Source organism: Chishuiella sp., from assembly GCF_032109125.1.
Lineage (GTDB): Bacteria > Bacteroidota > Bacteroidia > Flavobacteriales > Weeksellaceae > Empedobacter.
On sequence record NZ_DAMCLZ010000001.1, the window covers coordinates 303,767 to 319,198 of the forward strand.

Below are 15,432 nucleotides of genomic sequence, written 5' to 3' on the forward strand. Positions count from 1 at the left end.
CAAAAAAATTACTGAATCATAATATATGAAAACAAAACTAATATTATTATTAATAATATTCTCATTCAAATGCTATTCACAAACTATATCAAAGCAAATCAGAAACGATTTCTGTAAGAATGCTTTATTTCAATACAAATATGGAAATGACACATTTAAAGCTGTAATGAATATGGCTGTTAGAAACATTGGTGCAAATACTTTAGAAGAATTAGTTGGATCAGCTGAAAACATTTGCTACAATACTAAACTTCAAAATGAATTTTTTAAAATAGTATATTCTTTTGGAGGAAATAGAGATATGATATTTATGCAATTTCATAGTATTGGTATGAAAGCTGAAAACGCTTCTAAATTAACAGATTATTTAGAAGAAAAGTTTAATCAAACTAATAAAAAAGATATTACTAAAGAAAAAGTAATAGTCGAAAAAGAGACAGAAATTTCTAAATCATATAATATTAAAGAGAAGGATATAAATCTATATAATGAATTAGTTGAAGAGCAAAAAAATAAGATTTTTGAATATTTAAAAAATACGAATGAGAATCAATTAAAATTTAAATTGGAAATTCCTATTTATCAAAAGATGATAAGTGATAAAATGAGCATATATAATTTCGATAACACATATAAAGTTAGTTACAAAAAAAACGATTATAGTCGTCCAACTGTAACTACGGAAAAAGTAGTTTATGCTGGTAGTAATAATATTCAACAAATAAATAATTTTGAAAACTTAGAGGGAAGTGATAAAGAATCAAAATTGATAAACATTAATCAAATCAGTATACCAACCTTTACTGAAAATGGAAAAGAAATCATGACAGAACTAACTATTGATAGTATTAGAACGATTTACAAAAAAGGTTATGTATTTGCAAAGATTAAGAAAAAACAATTTATTTTAGAAGACTCTTCCATTTTAGAGAAAAATATTGAAAACGAAATAAAATCTAAAATGCAACAACAAAAAAAAGGAAATTATCTAATTGGATATATTTACATAAACGTAATGGGAAAAGAAGACTTAATAGTTAATTTTGAAGAATTAAAGAAAGACAATTCAGTATTAAATAAATTCCTTTTAAAATCATCATACTCAATTATGCGAAGTTTATTATAATCTCTTTTTTAGTTATAACTGACAATTTTACAAAAAACTATATAATCCTCATCTTTATGAGGATTTTTTTATATCAAATATTTATGACAACATGACATAAAAGTATTTTAAAAGGATAAAATATGACAATTAAACTATTATATATCAATAGGCAAGAATTTTGAAATGAATATTATGAATAAATTATTTTTAAAATACAACTTATGATATTAGAAAAACAAAGTAAAAAGTTTGATAGTTTTACAACTGATAGTTATGTTACTATTAATAAATTATTAAAAGTACTTGAAGAACAAGAACATTTTAAAGACGAGTTAGTTAAATTATTTAAAATTGATGAATCTACTAACAAAGTAATTCAAATTGGTAATTCAAAATCATTATTAGATTCTATTTTTTTTCTCGATTCTCAATGTGAAAAAGAAGATATCGATTCCAAAATAAATAAAATCGAATTGAAGAAAATGTTGGAAAAAGAAAAAGCGGTCTTTGAAATTGCCAAAATTACGAATGAATCGATTCTAAAAAAAAATAAATCTGACTTACTTTCAGTTGAAACAGCTTATTCTGCAAAACAAGATATTTTAGACTATTATAGCTTAAGTAAATTTGCTAATTACTGTCGTGATTTTGAATATGAAAGTCTAATTAATCATATTAAAGATTATCTTAAACAAATGAATATAGACAATGAAGATGAAAGAAGTTTAAGATTAGTATATAAAAAAGAAGATAAAAAATATTATTTAAGAGCTGTTACTTCTAAAGATGTTTATAAGAACTTTGGTATTAACTTCTCTGTTTTTGTTGCTCTAATTGCATTAAATCTCTATAAAGAAAAAACAGAAACAAATATATATATTGATAATTATGTAGTAAATGATTCAGAAATCTATGTTTCATTTAGTTTTAATAATTCAAAAAACATTGGAGATAACTTAATTTTATCATTTAATCTTATTTTAGAAAATGACGAAATTAAAAGAAAACCTGTGACTTTCAATGGTGTTTTTAAATTAACTCTGAAAGACAAAGAAAAAAGTAGTGATATCTTTTTAAAACCTAAAGGTCTAAAAAGAGATGAAGCTTCTTATCCAGTAGACTTATTAACATATAAACATAGTGGAAGTGTAGAAAAAGTATTTGAAAAGATAAAAGATTTACCTGAATTAATTGACTTTTTTATAAAACAAGTTTCTGAGGATGCTTTGAAAATATCAAACATAAAAAATACAAAGGATGTAAAACTTCATTTAGCAAATAAAGTAAAATATGCAAAAAATGTGGAATTTAAAAAATACAAAGAATCTGTTTATAATAAATTAATGAGAGTAACTACTGAAAATACATTTACTCTTTTTGAGATTTTTAGAGAAATCGAAGAATTATTTGATAATGAAGATGTTGTTTCACGAGATTATTGGAGAGAAAAGTTATATGAATCGTTAATAGAGAAAAAATAGTAGAATCTTTATATCTTATAAATAATTTTTATCTATTTTTTTAGATTATGTATAGATTAACTGATAAAGTAAAAAAAGAACTATTAAAGGTTCTTTTAGAGCAAAATGATTTATTTGGAAAACTCTCTGAAGAAGAAATTATAAATGAGATAAATTCAATATTTGATTTATACTCTCTTCCTTCTGAAGATAGTAGGTACGATAACGCCTATGAAGATGCCTATCAACACTTTGTTGCAAACGATGATTGGGATATAGAATTTTTACTTCAAAAAAGATTTAAACTAAATGAAAATGATGAATATTTTATCAGTTTTTTAAATTTAATCATAAGTCCGAACTTAAGGAGAAATGGAGATGATATTATGAAATATTATTTAATCATTACTCCTTATATAGAAAAAGATGAACTTACATTCATATTAACAGATCATTCTGATGAGAATTTATCAATATACAAAATAGGAAAAAAAGGGAATAATGATTACCCAAAAGATATTATTCCAAACAAAATTAAATTTTACGTTTTCCATAAATCTGAAAAAAAAACAAACGTTTCACATTATGATTTACGTCCTAAAAACTTTCCTTCTTTTGGACTTTACAACAACAATGGTTGGAATGATTACGGTAATCGCTCAGGTTATGATTTGATATATTTTAAAACTGTTGAAGACTATATAGATATAGGAAGAACAAAAATAATAAAAAAACAATGTGATAGTACACCTGAGTTTATTGAAGAATCATTTGAAATTTTATCAGATGAATATTGCTCTCTTGGAACAAATGAAAATTATTATAAAAATATAAAAAGAGAATTTGAAAATGATTTCCTTTCAATATTATGGGCTTTAAAAGACGCTGCTTTTTTCACTGATATTCAGGAAAATTTTGAAAATGAATATTACTTTAAAAATTCATTAATTAGATTTGACTTACAAGAACAATTACTAAGAAATATTAAATACATTATCTATGACTATGATCTAAAGAATTTATATAGTTTCAAGTATAATTTTAAACCTAAATATTCTGAAAATAGTATTGACATAGAGTTTCATTTTGACAATAATACTATAATTTCTAATAGAATTTACGCTTTAATTGGAAAAAACGGAACAGGAAAAACTCAATTAACTTCAACTTTACCTTTAGATATTTCAAACAAAAAGAATGAAAACTTCATTCCTAAAACTCCTTTATTTAGTAAAGTAATAGCTGTATCATATAGTGTATTTGACAATTTTGAAATTCCTAAAAAAGATTCAAATTTTAATTATATCTATTGTGGTTTAAAAGAAAGTAATGGAGAATTATATTCAGAAAAAGGATTAAAAAATAGATTTCATAATTCATGGAAGAAAATTAAATCAAAAAATAGATTTGATAAATGGATTAGATTATTACCATTGTTTTTAGATGATGATTTAGTTGAGGAATTAATTATTGAAGATAATAATGATTCTGATTCTTTTACTGTAAATGTAAAATCGTTTAGTAGTATATCTAAAAAGCTTAGTTCTGGACAAAGTATATTTTTATATATAATAACAGAAATAGTTGCCAATATAAGATATGATTCTTTAATAATATACGATGAGCCTGAAACTCATTTGCATCCAAATGCTATATCTCAATTAATGAATGTTATCTATCAATTAACAAATCAATTTAACTCATTTTGTATTATTGCAACTCATTCACCTTTAATAGTCAGAGAGCTTCTATCAAAAAATGTATATATATTAGAAAAAGAACATGACATTTTAGTAGTAAGAAGACCATTAATAGAAACTTTCGGAGAGAACCTTACAATTATTACAGAAGAAATTTTTGGAAATAGAGATATACCAAAACAATTTAAAAGTATTTTAGAAAAGTTAGTAAATAAAGGATATTCATATGAAGAAATAATTAATCTACTAAAATCGGATAATATTCCTCTTAGTCTAAATGCAAATATGTTATTAAAAAGTATTATGAATGAAAAATCTTAATCCTTATAACGATGATCCTTGTAGTTTTTTAGATGATATTATAAAAACTAAACGATACTCTAAAAAGGATCCTAATTATAGAATCAGATTAAATGTTCTTATTCCTAATGTAAAACTTTATTATAATGACTATATTAATGCTCACAACATCAATAATCATTTAAGTCTAAGTCCATCAATATCTGATAATCAAAATAAAAATGATCTATTAAAATTATATTCTTCAAAAGATAAAAAATTAATTGAATTTAAATATTCAAGAACGACTGTTTATGATAATAGAATTAAAAAGATTTGTCAATATTGTACTATAAATTCTTGTAATACTTTAGATCATATTGTTCCAAAAGAAGAATATTCTGAATTCGCTGTTAATCCTTTAAATTTACTGCCTGCATGTTCAGAATGCAACAGTTACAAAGGAAAATATTGGAAAAAAGGTGGTAATAGATTATTTTTAAACTTATATACCGACATTTTACCAGATGAACAATATTTATTTGTTGATTTGATTTTTAATACAAATCAGATCGAAATTAAATTTAAACTTGAAAATATTAACGGAATAAATTCAACATTGTTTAATCTAATATGCTCTCATTATAGTAAATTAAATCTTTTAAATAGATTTAATACTAACTCTAATGAAATAATATCAGAACTTATTTATCAAATTAAATCTTTTAAAAATAAATTAAGCATTCTCGATATTAAAGAATCTATTTTGGATCAAATAAAATCTAATAAAAAAGAATTTGGCTACAATTATTATAAAAGTATTTTGGAAGAGACTTTAATTAATTCGGATGAATTTATTATAAAGTATACCTAATATTGGTAATTACTAATCTATATACAACATAATAAGAAATCTCTGTTAAAATGTGATTGTTTTACTTTCTGTATCGAAAATAATTAATCCTAATTTTTAATAGAAATATAAATTACTTACAAATTAGACTTATTCATTAATAAATTTTGAAATTCCTTTCCTATGAATGGATTGATAATATGTTGAAAGCTTTTTTGTAATGTAAAAACAGTAACAGTAGCATCAGTTTCTGGAGAATATATAACATCAGTTCCCCACCATCCACCATGATAATAAGCATTGAACCCTAAATTAAAGTGATAAATTCCTAAACAATATTTAGATTGTTCCAGAGGTAAAACATAAGAATACATAGCTTCCAAAATATTTTTATTTTTAATGATTTTACCATCAAATAAATATTGAAAAAAAAGTGCAGATTCTTTTGCTGTAGAAGCAATTCCTCCACCTCCATACAAATCCCATGACGGATTAATATCATAAGAATCCAAGTTGTATTTATCTGTATACTGATGTGCAAGAGGCAAAGTATTTTCTGGATATTCTTCTAAATTAATAAACCATGTTTTACTTAATCCTAATTCCTTGTATTTTAGTAAATCTCTAATAGCAGTATAAAATGGTTGTTTTGTTTTTTGTTCAATTATTTCGGTTAGAAGTAAATAATTTATATCACCATAACTAAATTTTTCTCCAGCTTTCTCAGGGTTTCCTATGTCAATTGTTCTTTTAATTTGCTCTTCTTTTTTCCATTCATGTAGAGGATGTTGATTTACAAATTCAAAATAATCATCATTCACATAATCTTGAATTCCAGATGTATGCGATAACAAATGTTTTACTGTAATTGTATTTAGACCATAACCAGCTTTCTGAAATAATTTACGAGTCTTTTTTGATAACAATTTTTTGATAGGTTGCTCAATAGATATTTCATTATTTTCAACCAATCTTAGTAATGCAGCAGCAACATAAGGTTTCGTATTACTCGCAATTAGAACAGGTTGTTGATTGTTTAGCAATTCATCTGTTTTTATATTTGTGACACCTTTAGCATAGCTCCAAGAAATATTTTTTTTTGGTGATTCTACATGTACAATAATTCCAATTGCGTTTTTATTTTTTTCAAAAATAGAATCTATTTTATTTTGAAATATAGCTTGTAGTTGAGCAGTTCCTAAAACAGGAATACATAAAAGATTTAATAGGAAAGCAATTTTCATTATTTAATTTTTTCTAAATATAAATTTTTAAAACGACATATTGTATAATTACTATAGGGTAGTAGTTCAAGTCTTACAGAACCCCATTAAATTATAAATCTCTTATTATAATCAATATCTATTTTTTGTATACTAATATCGAGAAGTAAGTAAAGATTAAGTATATTTTTTTAACTAAAAAATAATGTTTTTTTGGGCAACCCCTTCGGTCGCACTTTATCGCTCCCAATCTTTTTACTTCGCTAGAACGCTTCGCAAAAAGGATTTCCGCTACAATTGCTATTGCAAATAAGATACTAAGAATACATAAAGATGAATAGATATCATTTTGCACTCAAATAATTTTTATAGTTTTTAAAAGTAATAATTGCTATATATAAATACATAAAAATATTACCAATACTGTAATATATTATTGTTCATTTTTTATAATTAAATTATAAAAAATGTTTAGTTTTATAATAGTATTAACTTAAACAAAAAAAAATATTAATAACCTGTATTTGAAAAACTTAGTATTGGTGGGAATTTCAAAAGCTGAAGCTAAAACTATAAATGGAGGTACATCGTTACCGTCATCTTTTGCTTTCTCTTTTTCTTTCGGAACAGGAGGAGGTTTTACTTTTACTTTAGAATCTGGGTTTAATTATTTAAAAAAAAAAAATTTCTTTATTAATCAATCTACTTTAAGAGCGATTAAGTTTTCTAGTTCTTGAAAAGTTTTCATATTTTCTATTTTTATCTAATATTTTACTGCGTTAGGGATTGTAGAGGAAATCCTTTTTAGATTGGTCATTGTATTTTGACTTCGCTCAATGACCAATTAGAAAAGATTGTAACGGAAAGCCCGCCCGAAGGGAACGCCCAAAATAATTAGAAAGTATACTTGCTAATCTAACAATTCATTATTCTTTATACGAGTACAAAATTCTGAACCTAAGTAAAGAGGATTCCCATGCTTTTCTGACCAGAAACCATCAAGAATATCTTTACTAAGACAACGATAAACAGCAACACCTTTATAAATTTGATCATCTTCTGTTATATAATTGAAGTTGATAACTAAAATTTGATCTTTATAAAAACCTGTTCCATTTTGTATAGCATCACCAATTATCCATTCAGCAACAATACGGTTATTTTCATCAAGAGATAAATTCAGAATACCATGATAAGTTGCATTGCTTTCATCTTGATTACTTCCTTCTATAAAATAACTTCCTATTAAATTTTCTACAGTCATATCTATTTTACGTTATGCAAATCTAAAAATTATAAAAAACTAACAAATTAATAGTAAACGGTATTCGTTATCATTTTCTTTCGGAGCTCTATGAACACAAGGTAAAACATTCTGATTAGGATGATCTACAGCCAATCGCCAAAGATTACCTAATCCCAAATTTAATGGTTGTGCATCAGGTTTTGGTTGATAATGAAGATCGAAAAAATTGTCTTTTAAAAACGATTCAAAATCTTCATTAGCATCATGGTGTAATTTCTTAAGTTCAGTTCTAATTTCTGGAATTAATATTTTTTGTTCAACTTCATTGTTTGGAATTATATCACTCGCAGCGCCGTAATACGTACATAAATATGTGTCTGTGCTAATAGAAGAGCGGTCTACATGAAAAGAGTAAACATCTGTAGAAATAAAATCAAATTCATCATCGCGCTCATATTTCTTTAATAAATTGAGAGAAGGCATAGCACCAAAATCAGTCAGATAATTCATGTCATTTATTATAATTTTTCTGGCTAAATTTCCTTTTTCAGATAAATTTAATTGTTGTAAATCATCAATTGTAATCTCTGTAATATTGTCTTTTAATTCTAGTTGAGATACAATTTCAAAAAAATCTCCATCCAAATTTCTTTCCCAACAAATCGCATTTGCTTCTCCTTGGAAATTAGTTGTAATAAGTTCAGAAAATGAGGAAACAGTTTTTACTTGTTTATTATCAGAGAATTGATGATACATAGTTTTTATACTTCAATTAGCGAACGAAAATAGGAATAATTTTTTATTTGGGCGTTCCCTTCGGTCGGGCAATTCACTTCAATCTTTGCTCATCGCAAAGGATTTCCATTACTTTCCCTAACGCAATAATCATTTAAATTTTAATTGATTTTTTATATAACGAAATAAAATTCTTCTTACATCTTTATTATCTTGTTTTACAGAAATATAATTTATAATTTCATCATGTGAATCAATTGTAATAGGGCAGAAACCAAAGCCTTTATAAATCCCTTTTTCAATTAAAACAATTCCTTTTTCTGAGTTAGTTCTTCCATCAAGTTCGAATAAAAAATCTTTTTTTGGTAATTGAATTGATTTTATAAACTTTTGTACTCTTTTATTATATTCCTTTGGTTCTTCATTATTTATACAAGCACCATAACATTCTTTTAGAGAATATTGAAAACAAGCTGATTTTGATTTGTATAATCCATTAATTTTTTGACAAAGCATATATTTTTCTGTTGTAGAAAAAAGAAAATCTTTCGCTTCGTTTAATGAGGTAAACGCTAATAATTCTTCTCCAGAATTCTCTATTTTTTTAATAGTTAAGGCTTCATATCCTTTTTCATTTTTTTCTTTGTACAACGCATAAAAAAAATTAACTTTTCGTTGTGCTCTGTTGAAAATAGGTAAATGTGATTTTATTAATTCAGATTCTCTTAATAAGGCAATTAATTCATTTCCTGTGCTTTCTATGTTTACTTTATAGGTGAAATGTTGAAGTTTTATTTCTTTTTTATCTGTTGATTTAAAGTGTTGTATTAATCGTTGTTTGATGTTAATACTTTTCCCTATATAGATAATTTCATCATTATTATTCAATAAATAATATATACCACATATATTTTTTGGAACTATATCAACTAAAGCTTTCAATCTATCATTCAGGGTCATAATACAAAATTACATTATTTACTTTAAAAAGAATAATTGTAATAAACGATCATTTTTATAATATAAAAAATAGAGATTTTGAACCAATTTAAAATCTCTATTTAATTTTTATGATTTGTATTTAACTACCAATTGTTCGAATAGTTTTACCATCTAAATAAACTTTTTCTGATAATAAAATTGTGCTCCCTTCTATAATTAAACTTGTATCGAAACCTCTTTTAAAGAATTCTTTTTTCAAGGCTTCTAAGTAATATTGTCTAAAATCGCCCCAATTTATTTGACGTACTTCATGATTAAAAGACTGAATTAGCTCATAATCTGCTAGATTTGAAAATCTTTTTTCAAAAATTTTTAAATAATTTTCCATTGTTCTAAAATTTAAATTAATAATTAAAACAACAGGATTAGAAATGAATAACCTTTATTTTTGACAAGTCGTCCTCATTCTAAACCACCGTAGTAGGTAATACTCGGTTGGTGTTTTGCTACTGCAAAATCTCCTGATGATGTATCAAATTTATATAAATAATAAATAAAAACCAAAAATAATTGGTGCCTAGTTATTTGATAAAAAAATATATTGAAAAATCATCCTAAAATTTCAGTTGCCTTTTCAAAATCACTTTCCTCAACTCTCAATTCAACTCCACCAAAGAAAATAGGATAAATAGTTGTACTATATGCATTGAAAATAAATCCTTTGATTGAATAAGTTTCCAAAATTGATAAAGCAATATGCGCTTCAGCCTCGTTATTATATGTTTTTATTGTTCTTAGCATTCTAGAAAAATTTAGTATCTAAAATACATATAATTTTATAGTATTGTATAGTGCTAAAAACAAAACTCTTCTATTTTATGAATAAAAGAGCTTTGTTCAATAAAATTTATGAATTTAATAATTCTTTTAAATGTTCATCGACTTGGTTTAAATAATCTTTGTCCATTCCAAATAAAGCAAGATGTCCCCATATCGATTTTATAGGTCTAAACTCACTATTTGGAATTTGTTCTTGCTCTAGTTTACATTCGCTTTCAATAAAAAACATATCAGTATCTATAGGCATCACAAATACTTTTGCTTTTACTCTTCCCAATGCAGCTTTTAGGTCTCCACCTGTATTTCTACTAACATCACCTCTTTGCCATTTCCATGCACATGTAAGTAAAACATTTGGATCAAGTGCAGAAAAATATTGTTCAGTAAAACCTTCAGAAAAATCTAGAGCTGTTTCAAATCCTATTGATTGATAAGCCTTTTGACGAAACATTTCTGTAGAATATCCCATTACATCCCATAAATTTGCTTGTCTTTTTAAGGCAGGAATCATACTTGTATGTTCATAATCCCCATTGTTAAAATTAGGATCGAATAAAAAAGTATCATTCAGTGTTTTAGTAAAAATAAAATCATGTTCACTATTTTTTGCATAACCTGCAATAGGAGCAGCTTTACGCATAAAATCAGGGAATCTTACAATCCATTCATAAGTTTGTTGTGCCCCCATAGAACCTCCAACAACTAATTCTAATTGCTCTATTCCAAAATGTTCTGTAAGTAATTTGTGCTGTGCAATAACATCATCTTCTATTCTTACTTTTGGAAAATTAGCTTTATCTATAGGACTTTCACTGTTATTGGCAGAAGTAGACAACCCATTTCCTATCTGATTAACTAAAATAATAAAATATTTAGATGGATCCAAAGCTCTATTTTCTCCTAAATAGGCATCTTCCCAAATCTTAGTTGTTCCAGAATACCAAGTTGTAATTAATATAGCATTGCTTTTATCTTGGTTTAATGTTCCTTGTGTTTTAACAGCAAGTTCTAAATTTGGTATTACGCCTCCTTCTGCAAGGTGAAATTCTCCTAAAGAGATTAATTCATAATTACCATGATTTTCTTTGCTGTAAAATGTGTTTTGATGACTCATAATATATAGTTTATATTTTGTGTCGGTCAAAGTAGTAAGAAAATATAGTGTCCACAATACTCCAAATGCTAATATTTTGTTTAAATTACTGTTTATTAATTCATTTTTCGATAATAAATACTTATTTTATTTAAAATAGACATTAATTAAATGTATTTTTACACCAAAAATCAACTGAATTTTTAGAGTCTAAAAAGACTTGTAAATATCATAATTTTTTTGTTGGGCAATTCCTACGGACTGCGCTTTCTCGATACCAATCTTTTTACTTCGCTAGATCGCTTCGCAAAAAGGATTTCCTCTTCAATCGCTATTGCAAAAAGTAGTTTGTGATTTGAAATTTGAATTTACTAAACGAGTAGAACTTATTCATCATACTTTTTATTGTGGGCAAGTTATCAGATATTAAGAGATAGAATAATTACTTAATAATTCACTGCAGATATTCCTGCAGATAAACTAGTTTTTTTATAAAATTTAGGTTTATTTTTCTTTACTGTGATAGAAAATATAACAGGAGTAGTAGGTAGTTCATTTTTTGTATCTACAGTACTAATTTTAATTACATTTTTTAATCCTTTTGTTACTTCACCAAATACAGTAAAATCATTATCTAATCTAGGTTGGCCACCATTTTTTAAATATTCTACTCTCTGTTGTGGAGTGAATTTTATACCTTTCTTTATTTCTAAATCATTCAATTCACTTTCTGTTATTTTTTTACCTACCACAAAATAAATTTGATTGTAATAAGAAGCTTTTTCTTTATTGCTATCTCTTCCTGCTCCTAGTGCACCTATTTTGTGAAAAGCTTTCGGAGAAAACTCAGGAGCAAGTCGAATAGGTTTTTCTTCAGGATGTTTAGCTTCTCTAGCTAAAATAGGATCATCTAATTCTCCACCTTGAATAACAAAATCTTTAATAACTCTATTAAATTGAGCATTTGTATATGTTCCTTTTTTTATTTGGCTTAGAATTAAATCGCGATGTTTAGGAGTAAAATCGTAAAGTAATACATCAAACTTACCATAATTTGTTTTAAATTTTAAGGTATATGTTTGTGCATATAGAGCAGATGATACAACCATTAATAATAAAAAAGTGATTGATTTAAAAATAGTATTCTTCATACAGTAAAAATATTGATTATATCATTATTTCAATAATTTTTGATAAAAATAAAGTCCAGTAAATTTTACTGAACTTTATCTATTAGTTATTCAAAACTGGTACTTCAATATAAGAATCGTGATAAATACGCTGTGTTTGTTTCAAGAAATCTTTTGCTGTAGCTTCGTAAACATTCATAAATTGTTGTGGATTACGATCTGCTAACGGATACCAAGAGTTTTGAACTTGTATCATTATTCGATGTCCTTTTTTGAATGTGTGTCCGACATCAGGCATTGAATAAGTTACAGAAGTTTTTTCATTTGGAATTAATGCGTCAGGCTTTTCATAGCTGTTTCTATATTTTCCTCGCATAATTTCTCCACGAATCAAGTTTTGATAACCACCCATTAATTTCCCATTAAATTTTGGCGTATCTTCAGGGTAAACATCAATTAATTTAACAAGATAATCTGCGTCTGTTCCTGTCGAAGAAACAAATAAATGATTGATAATTGGTCCTGTAAGTGTTATATCGCTATCTAAAACATCTGTTTGGTAAACCATAACATCTGGTCGAGTAGAAGCAAATCGTTGATCATCTACCATATATTCTCTAGAACGTGTTTCAAGGACACCACCTTGGAATGGAACAGGATTGTTAGGATCAGCAACATATTCATCAAAAGAATTTGGAGCTTTTGGTTGATCAAAAGTTATTTTTCCATTCTCTTGTAAATACATTTTTTTAGATGTTGTATTTTTTGGAGGCCAAGATTCAAATTGTTTCCATTCATTTGATCCTGATATAAAAATATTTGCTTCAGTTGGTTTATAGTCACCTTTGCCTTTTAAGTAATAGTTGAAGAAAGGTAACTCAATATTTTGTTGGTAATATTCACCTGTTGGATTATCAAATTGCATATCACCAAATGTATCTCCTTTGCTACGAACCCAGCCTCCATGAAACCATGGTCCAGCAACTAAAACGTTATTTGCTTTAGGATTTTGTTTTTCTATTGCTTTATAAGTCGCAAATGCTCCCCAAGCATCTTCTGCATCAAAGAAACCAGCAACAGTCATTACCGCAGGTTTTACATCTGTTAAGTTAGCTAAAGGATTTCTTTCTTGCCAAAATTCATCATAATTTGGATGAGCAAAGATATCATTGTAAAACTTAATGTTATTTTGAAAATATTTGTCTTTTAATTCTTTTACAGAACCAGCCTCCAAATTAAAACGATAAATATCTTTTATTGGATAATTAATTGGTTTTGGTCCTTGATCAGGAGTAATAGGATGAGGTCTGTTTACTCCAAAAGTAGACATAAATCGAAAAGAATCATTCAAATATAAAACCCCATTTCTATGAAAATCATCACCAATAAACCAATCTGTAACTGGTGCTTGTGCCGAAACAGCTTTTAATGTTGGATGTGAATTTATTAAACTTACAGTAGAGTAGAAGCCAGGATAAGAAATTCCATAAATTCCAGCTTTCTTATTGTAATTTTTTAAGTTTTTAGATAGCCATTCCAATGTATCATAGGTGTCTGTACTTTCATCAAAGGCTTTTTTATTTTTGCTTTTATTTGTAGGTCGTACATCTTCAAAAACACCCTCGCTCATCCATTTTCCACGTACATCTTGGTACACAAAAATAAAACCTTCTCTCATTTCAGCAGGAAAGTTTCCTAATGATTTTTTGTAATCAGTACCATAAGGGGCAACTGTATAAGGAGTTCTATTTAGAAGAACAGGATAGTTCTGTGATTTATCTTTTGGAATATAAATAGATGTAAATAATTTAGTTCCATCTCGCATCGGAATCAGTTGTTCTATTTTCTCGTAATGCTCTCTTACATAGATAGAATCTGCTTTTGTATCTTGTGAAAAAACAATAGAACCGAGTAGAGAAAAACTGATAATTGCAGTTACTTTTATCTTAGGAATCTTCATGTGTGTTTATTTATTTAATGCTAATTTATGATATATATATTTTTAAATCTAATCTAAAATAGCTACATTTATTGGTATATTATCTATACAATGTCTAAAATATTTAGTTTTTTAAAACAATTAGAAAAAAATAATAATCGTGAGTGGTTCAATGAACATAAAGAAGAATTTACTGAAGCTAAAAACCAAGCAAGAGTAATTTTTGAAGATGCTTATAATCAACTTAGTTCAAAAGAAGAATTAGAACCGCTTAAAATTTATAGAATAAATAGAGATATTCGTTTTTCTTTAGATAAAACACCATATAAAATCCATTTTTCTGCCATAATGGGAAGAAAAAAGCCCTACAAAAGAGGAGGGATTTATATTCATATTCAACCAAATAATTCTTTTATCGGAGCTGGTTTTTGGGGGCCAGAACGAGATGATTTGTTACGTATTCGAAAAGACATAGAAATATCTGATGAATTAGTTAAAATACTTGATAACAAAGTTTTAAAATCAACTTTTGGGCAATTGGAAGGTGATGAGTTAAAAACCGCACCAAAAGGTTTTGATAAAAACCATGAGCGTGTTGAATTACTAAGAAAAAAACAATTTTTATTTACTAAGCATATTTCTGACGCTGAAATTCTCGCAGATGATTTCCCAAAGAAATTTACAGAAGCAATAACTGTTTTAACTCCATTTTTTGATTACATGACTGAGGTTTTAACTACCGATGAAAATGGAGAATCAATTATTTAACTATGTGTTTTTTATTGAATTTCTTATTGATACAATTTATAAAAAATTAATTTTGCTAAACGCTAAACGCTAAACGCTAAACGCTAAACGCTAAACGCTAAACGCTAAACGCTAAA

At 26.3% G+C, this 15,432-nt stretch carries 15 protein-coding genes and 1 riboswitch; of the genes, 6 read left to right on the forward strand and 9 right to left on the reverse strand.

The window, feature by feature from the left end:
- The first annotated feature begins 25 nt into the window (after nucleotides 1–25).
- From RT575_RS01325 to RT575_RS01340, 4 genes are all read left to right on the forward strand, one after another.
- Complete coding sequence (locus RT575_RS01325) at nucleotides 26–1,126, forward strand: hypothetical protein (protein ID WP_313578221.1); 1,101 nt, start codon at nucleotides 26–28, stop codon at nucleotides 1,124–1,126.
- Nucleotides 1,127–1,329: 203 nt separating this feature from the next.
- Nucleotides 1,330–2,589 carry a hypothetical protein gene (locus RT575_RS01330; RefSeq protein WP_313578223.1) on the forward strand — a complete coding sequence of 420 codons (1,260 nt, stop codon included), beginning with the start codon at nucleotides 1,330–1,332 and terminating at the stop codon, nucleotides 2,587–2,589.
- A 47-nt stretch (nucleotides 2,590–2,636) separates the two neighbouring features.
- On the forward strand, nucleotides 2,637–4,589 hold the full coding sequence (locus tag RT575_RS01335) for an AAA family ATPase (RefSeq protein WP_313578225.1): 1,953 nt from the start codon (nucleotides 2,637–2,639) through the stop codon (nucleotides 4,587–4,589).
- Nucleotides 4,576–5,421 carry an HNH endonuclease gene (locus RT575_RS01340; RefSeq protein WP_313578227.1) on the forward strand — a complete coding sequence of 282 codons (846 nt, stop codon included), beginning with the start codon at nucleotides 4,576–4,578 and terminating at the stop codon, nucleotides 5,419–5,421. Before RT575_RS01335 ends, RT575_RS01340 begins: the two co-directional genes overlap by 14 nt.
- A 116-nt stretch (nucleotides 5,422–5,537) precedes the next feature.
- On the opposite strand, the gene RT575_RS01345 is transcribed toward RT575_RS01340, so the two are convergent.
- Nucleotides 5,538–6,644 carry a serine hydrolase gene (locus RT575_RS01345; RefSeq protein WP_313578230.1) on the reverse strand — a complete coding sequence of 369 codons (1,107 nt, stop codon included), beginning with the start codon at nucleotides 6,642–6,644 and terminating at the stop codon, nucleotides 5,538–5,540.
- A 521-nt stretch (nucleotides 6,645–7,165) separates the two neighbouring features.
- Between RT575_RS01345 and RT575_RS01350 the strand changes: the two genes are divergently transcribed.
- On the forward strand, nucleotides 7,166–7,360 hold the full coding sequence (locus RT575_RS01350; protein WP_313578231.1) for a hypothetical protein: 195 nt from the start codon (nucleotides 7,166–7,168) through the stop codon (nucleotides 7,358–7,360).
- A 173-nt stretch (nucleotides 7,361–7,533) separates the two neighbouring features.
- Here the strand turns inward: RT575_RS01350 and RT575_RS01355 are convergent, their stop codons facing one another.
- The 8 genes from RT575_RS01355 to RT575_RS01390 form a co-directional block, all read right to left on the reverse strand.
- The gene (locus RT575_RS01355; RefSeq protein WP_313578232.1) at nucleotides 7,534–7,887 is read right to left on the reverse strand and encodes a hypothetical protein; all 354 of its coding nucleotides are present in this window, start codon (nucleotides 7,885–7,887) and stop codon (nucleotides 7,534–7,536) included.
- A 39-nt stretch (nucleotides 7,888–7,926) separates the two neighbouring features.
- The gene (locus tag RT575_RS01360; protein ID WP_313384442.1) at nucleotides 7,927–8,625 is read right to left on the reverse strand and encodes a DUF1826 domain-containing protein; all 699 of its coding nucleotides are present in this window, start codon (nucleotides 8,623–8,625) and stop codon (nucleotides 7,927–7,929) included.
- 129 nt (nucleotides 8,626–8,754) lie between these two features.
- Entirely contained in the window at nucleotides 8,755–9,564 is an 810-nt protein-coding gene (locus RT575_RS01365; RefSeq protein WP_313578233.1) for a GIY-YIG nuclease family protein, read from the reverse strand.
- A gap of 121 nt (nucleotides 9,565–9,685) precedes the next feature.
- Nucleotides 9,686–9,934, reverse strand: coding sequence for a hypothetical protein (locus RT575_RS01370; protein ID WP_313384439.1), 249 nt, complete (start codon nucleotides 9,932–9,934; stop codon nucleotides 9,686–9,688).
- 46 nt (nucleotides 9,935–9,980) lie between these two features.
- Nucleotides 9,981–10,079, reverse strand: a riboswitch (SAM-I-IV-variant riboswitch).
- Between the two features lie 76 nt (nucleotides 10,080–10,155).
- On the reverse strand, nucleotides 10,156–10,347 hold the full coding sequence (locus RT575_RS01375; RefSeq protein ID WP_313384438.1) for a putative signal transducing protein: 192 nt from the start codon (nucleotides 10,345–10,347) through the stop codon (nucleotides 10,156–10,158).
- Between the two features lie 106 nt (nucleotides 10,348–10,453).
- Nucleotides 10,454–11,500, reverse strand: a complete 1,047-nt coding sequence (locus tag RT575_RS01380) for an alpha/beta fold hydrolase (protein WP_313384436.1) — start codon at nucleotides 11,498–11,500, stop codon at nucleotides 10,454–10,456.
- A 425-nt stretch (nucleotides 11,501–11,925) separates the two neighbouring features.
- Nucleotides 11,926–12,630 (reverse strand): peptidylprolyl isomerase, encoded by a 705-nt coding sequence (locus RT575_RS01385; RefSeq protein ID WP_313578236.1) that lies wholly within the window; start codon nucleotides 12,628–12,630, stop codon nucleotides 11,926–11,928.
- A gap of 82 nt (nucleotides 12,631–12,712) precedes the next feature.
- Nucleotides 12,713–14,569 (reverse strand): CocE/NonD family hydrolase, encoded by a 1,857-nt coding sequence (locus RT575_RS01390; RefSeq protein WP_313578238.1) that lies wholly within the window; start codon nucleotides 14,567–14,569, stop codon nucleotides 12,713–12,715.
- A 90-nt stretch (nucleotides 14,570–14,659) separates the two neighbouring features.
- On the opposite strand from RT575_RS01390, the gene RT575_RS01395 reads away from it, so the two are divergent.
- A complete protein-coding gene (locus RT575_RS01395; RefSeq protein ID WP_313578240.1) occupies nucleotides 14,660–15,316 on the forward strand; it encodes a DUF2461 domain-containing protein in 657 nt (218 codons plus the stop codon).
- Nucleotides 15,317–15,432 lie beyond the last annotated feature (116 nt).

Bases quoted from the DNA above. Each gene is read 5' to 3' on its own strand.
- RT575_RS01325 (WP_313578221.1), top strand. From the start codon at position 26: ATGAAAACAAAACTAATATTATTATTAATAATATTCTCATTCAAATGC.
- RT575_RS01330 (WP_313578223.1), top strand. From the start codon at position 1,330: ATGATATTAGAAAAACAAAGTAAAAAGTTTGATAGTTTTACAACTGAT.
- RT575_RS01335 (WP_313578225.1), top strand. From the start codon at position 2,637: ATGTATAGATTAACTGATAAAGTAAAAAAAGAACTATTAAAGGTTCTT.
- RT575_RS01340 (WP_313578227.1), top strand. From the start codon at position 4,576: ATGAAAAATCTTAATCCTTATAACGATGATCCTTGTAGTTTTTTAGAT.
- RT575_RS01345 (WP_313578230.1), bottom strand. From the start codon at position 6,644: ATGAAAATTGCTTTCCTATTAAATCTTTTATGTATTCCTGTTTTAGGA.
- RT575_RS01355 (WP_313578232.1), bottom strand. From the start codon at position 7,887: ATGACTGTAGAAAATTTAATAGGAAGTTATTTTATAGAAGGAAGTAAT.
- RT575_RS01360 (WP_313384442.1), bottom strand. From the start codon at position 8,625: ATGTATCATCAATTCTCTGATAATAAACAAGTAAAAACTGTTTCCTCA.
- RT575_RS01365 (WP_313578233.1), bottom strand. From the start codon at position 9,564: ATGACCCTGAATGATAGATTGAAAGCTTTAGTTGATATAGTTCCAAAA.
- RT575_RS01370 (WP_313384439.1), bottom strand. From the start codon at position 9,934: ATGGAAAATTATTTAAAAATTTTTGAAAAAAGATTTTCAAATCTAGCA.
- RT575_RS01375 (WP_313384438.1), bottom strand. From the start codon at position 10,347: ATGCTAAGAACAATAAAAACATATAATAACGAGGCTGAAGCGCATATT.
- RT575_RS01380 (WP_313384436.1), bottom strand. From the start codon at position 11,500: ATGAGTCATCAAAACACATTTTACAGCAAAGAAAATCATGGTAATTAT.
- RT575_RS01385 (WP_313578236.1), bottom strand. From the start codon at position 12,630: ATGAAGAATACTATTTTTAAATCAATCACTTTTTTATTATTAATGGTT.
- RT575_RS01390 (WP_313578238.1), bottom strand. From the start codon at position 14,569: ATGAAGATTCCTAAGATAAAAGTAACTGCAATTATCAGTTTTTCTCTA.
- RT575_RS01395 (WP_313578240.1), top strand. From the start codon at position 14,660: ATGTCTAAAATATTTAGTTTTTTAAAACAATTAGAAAAAAATAATAAT.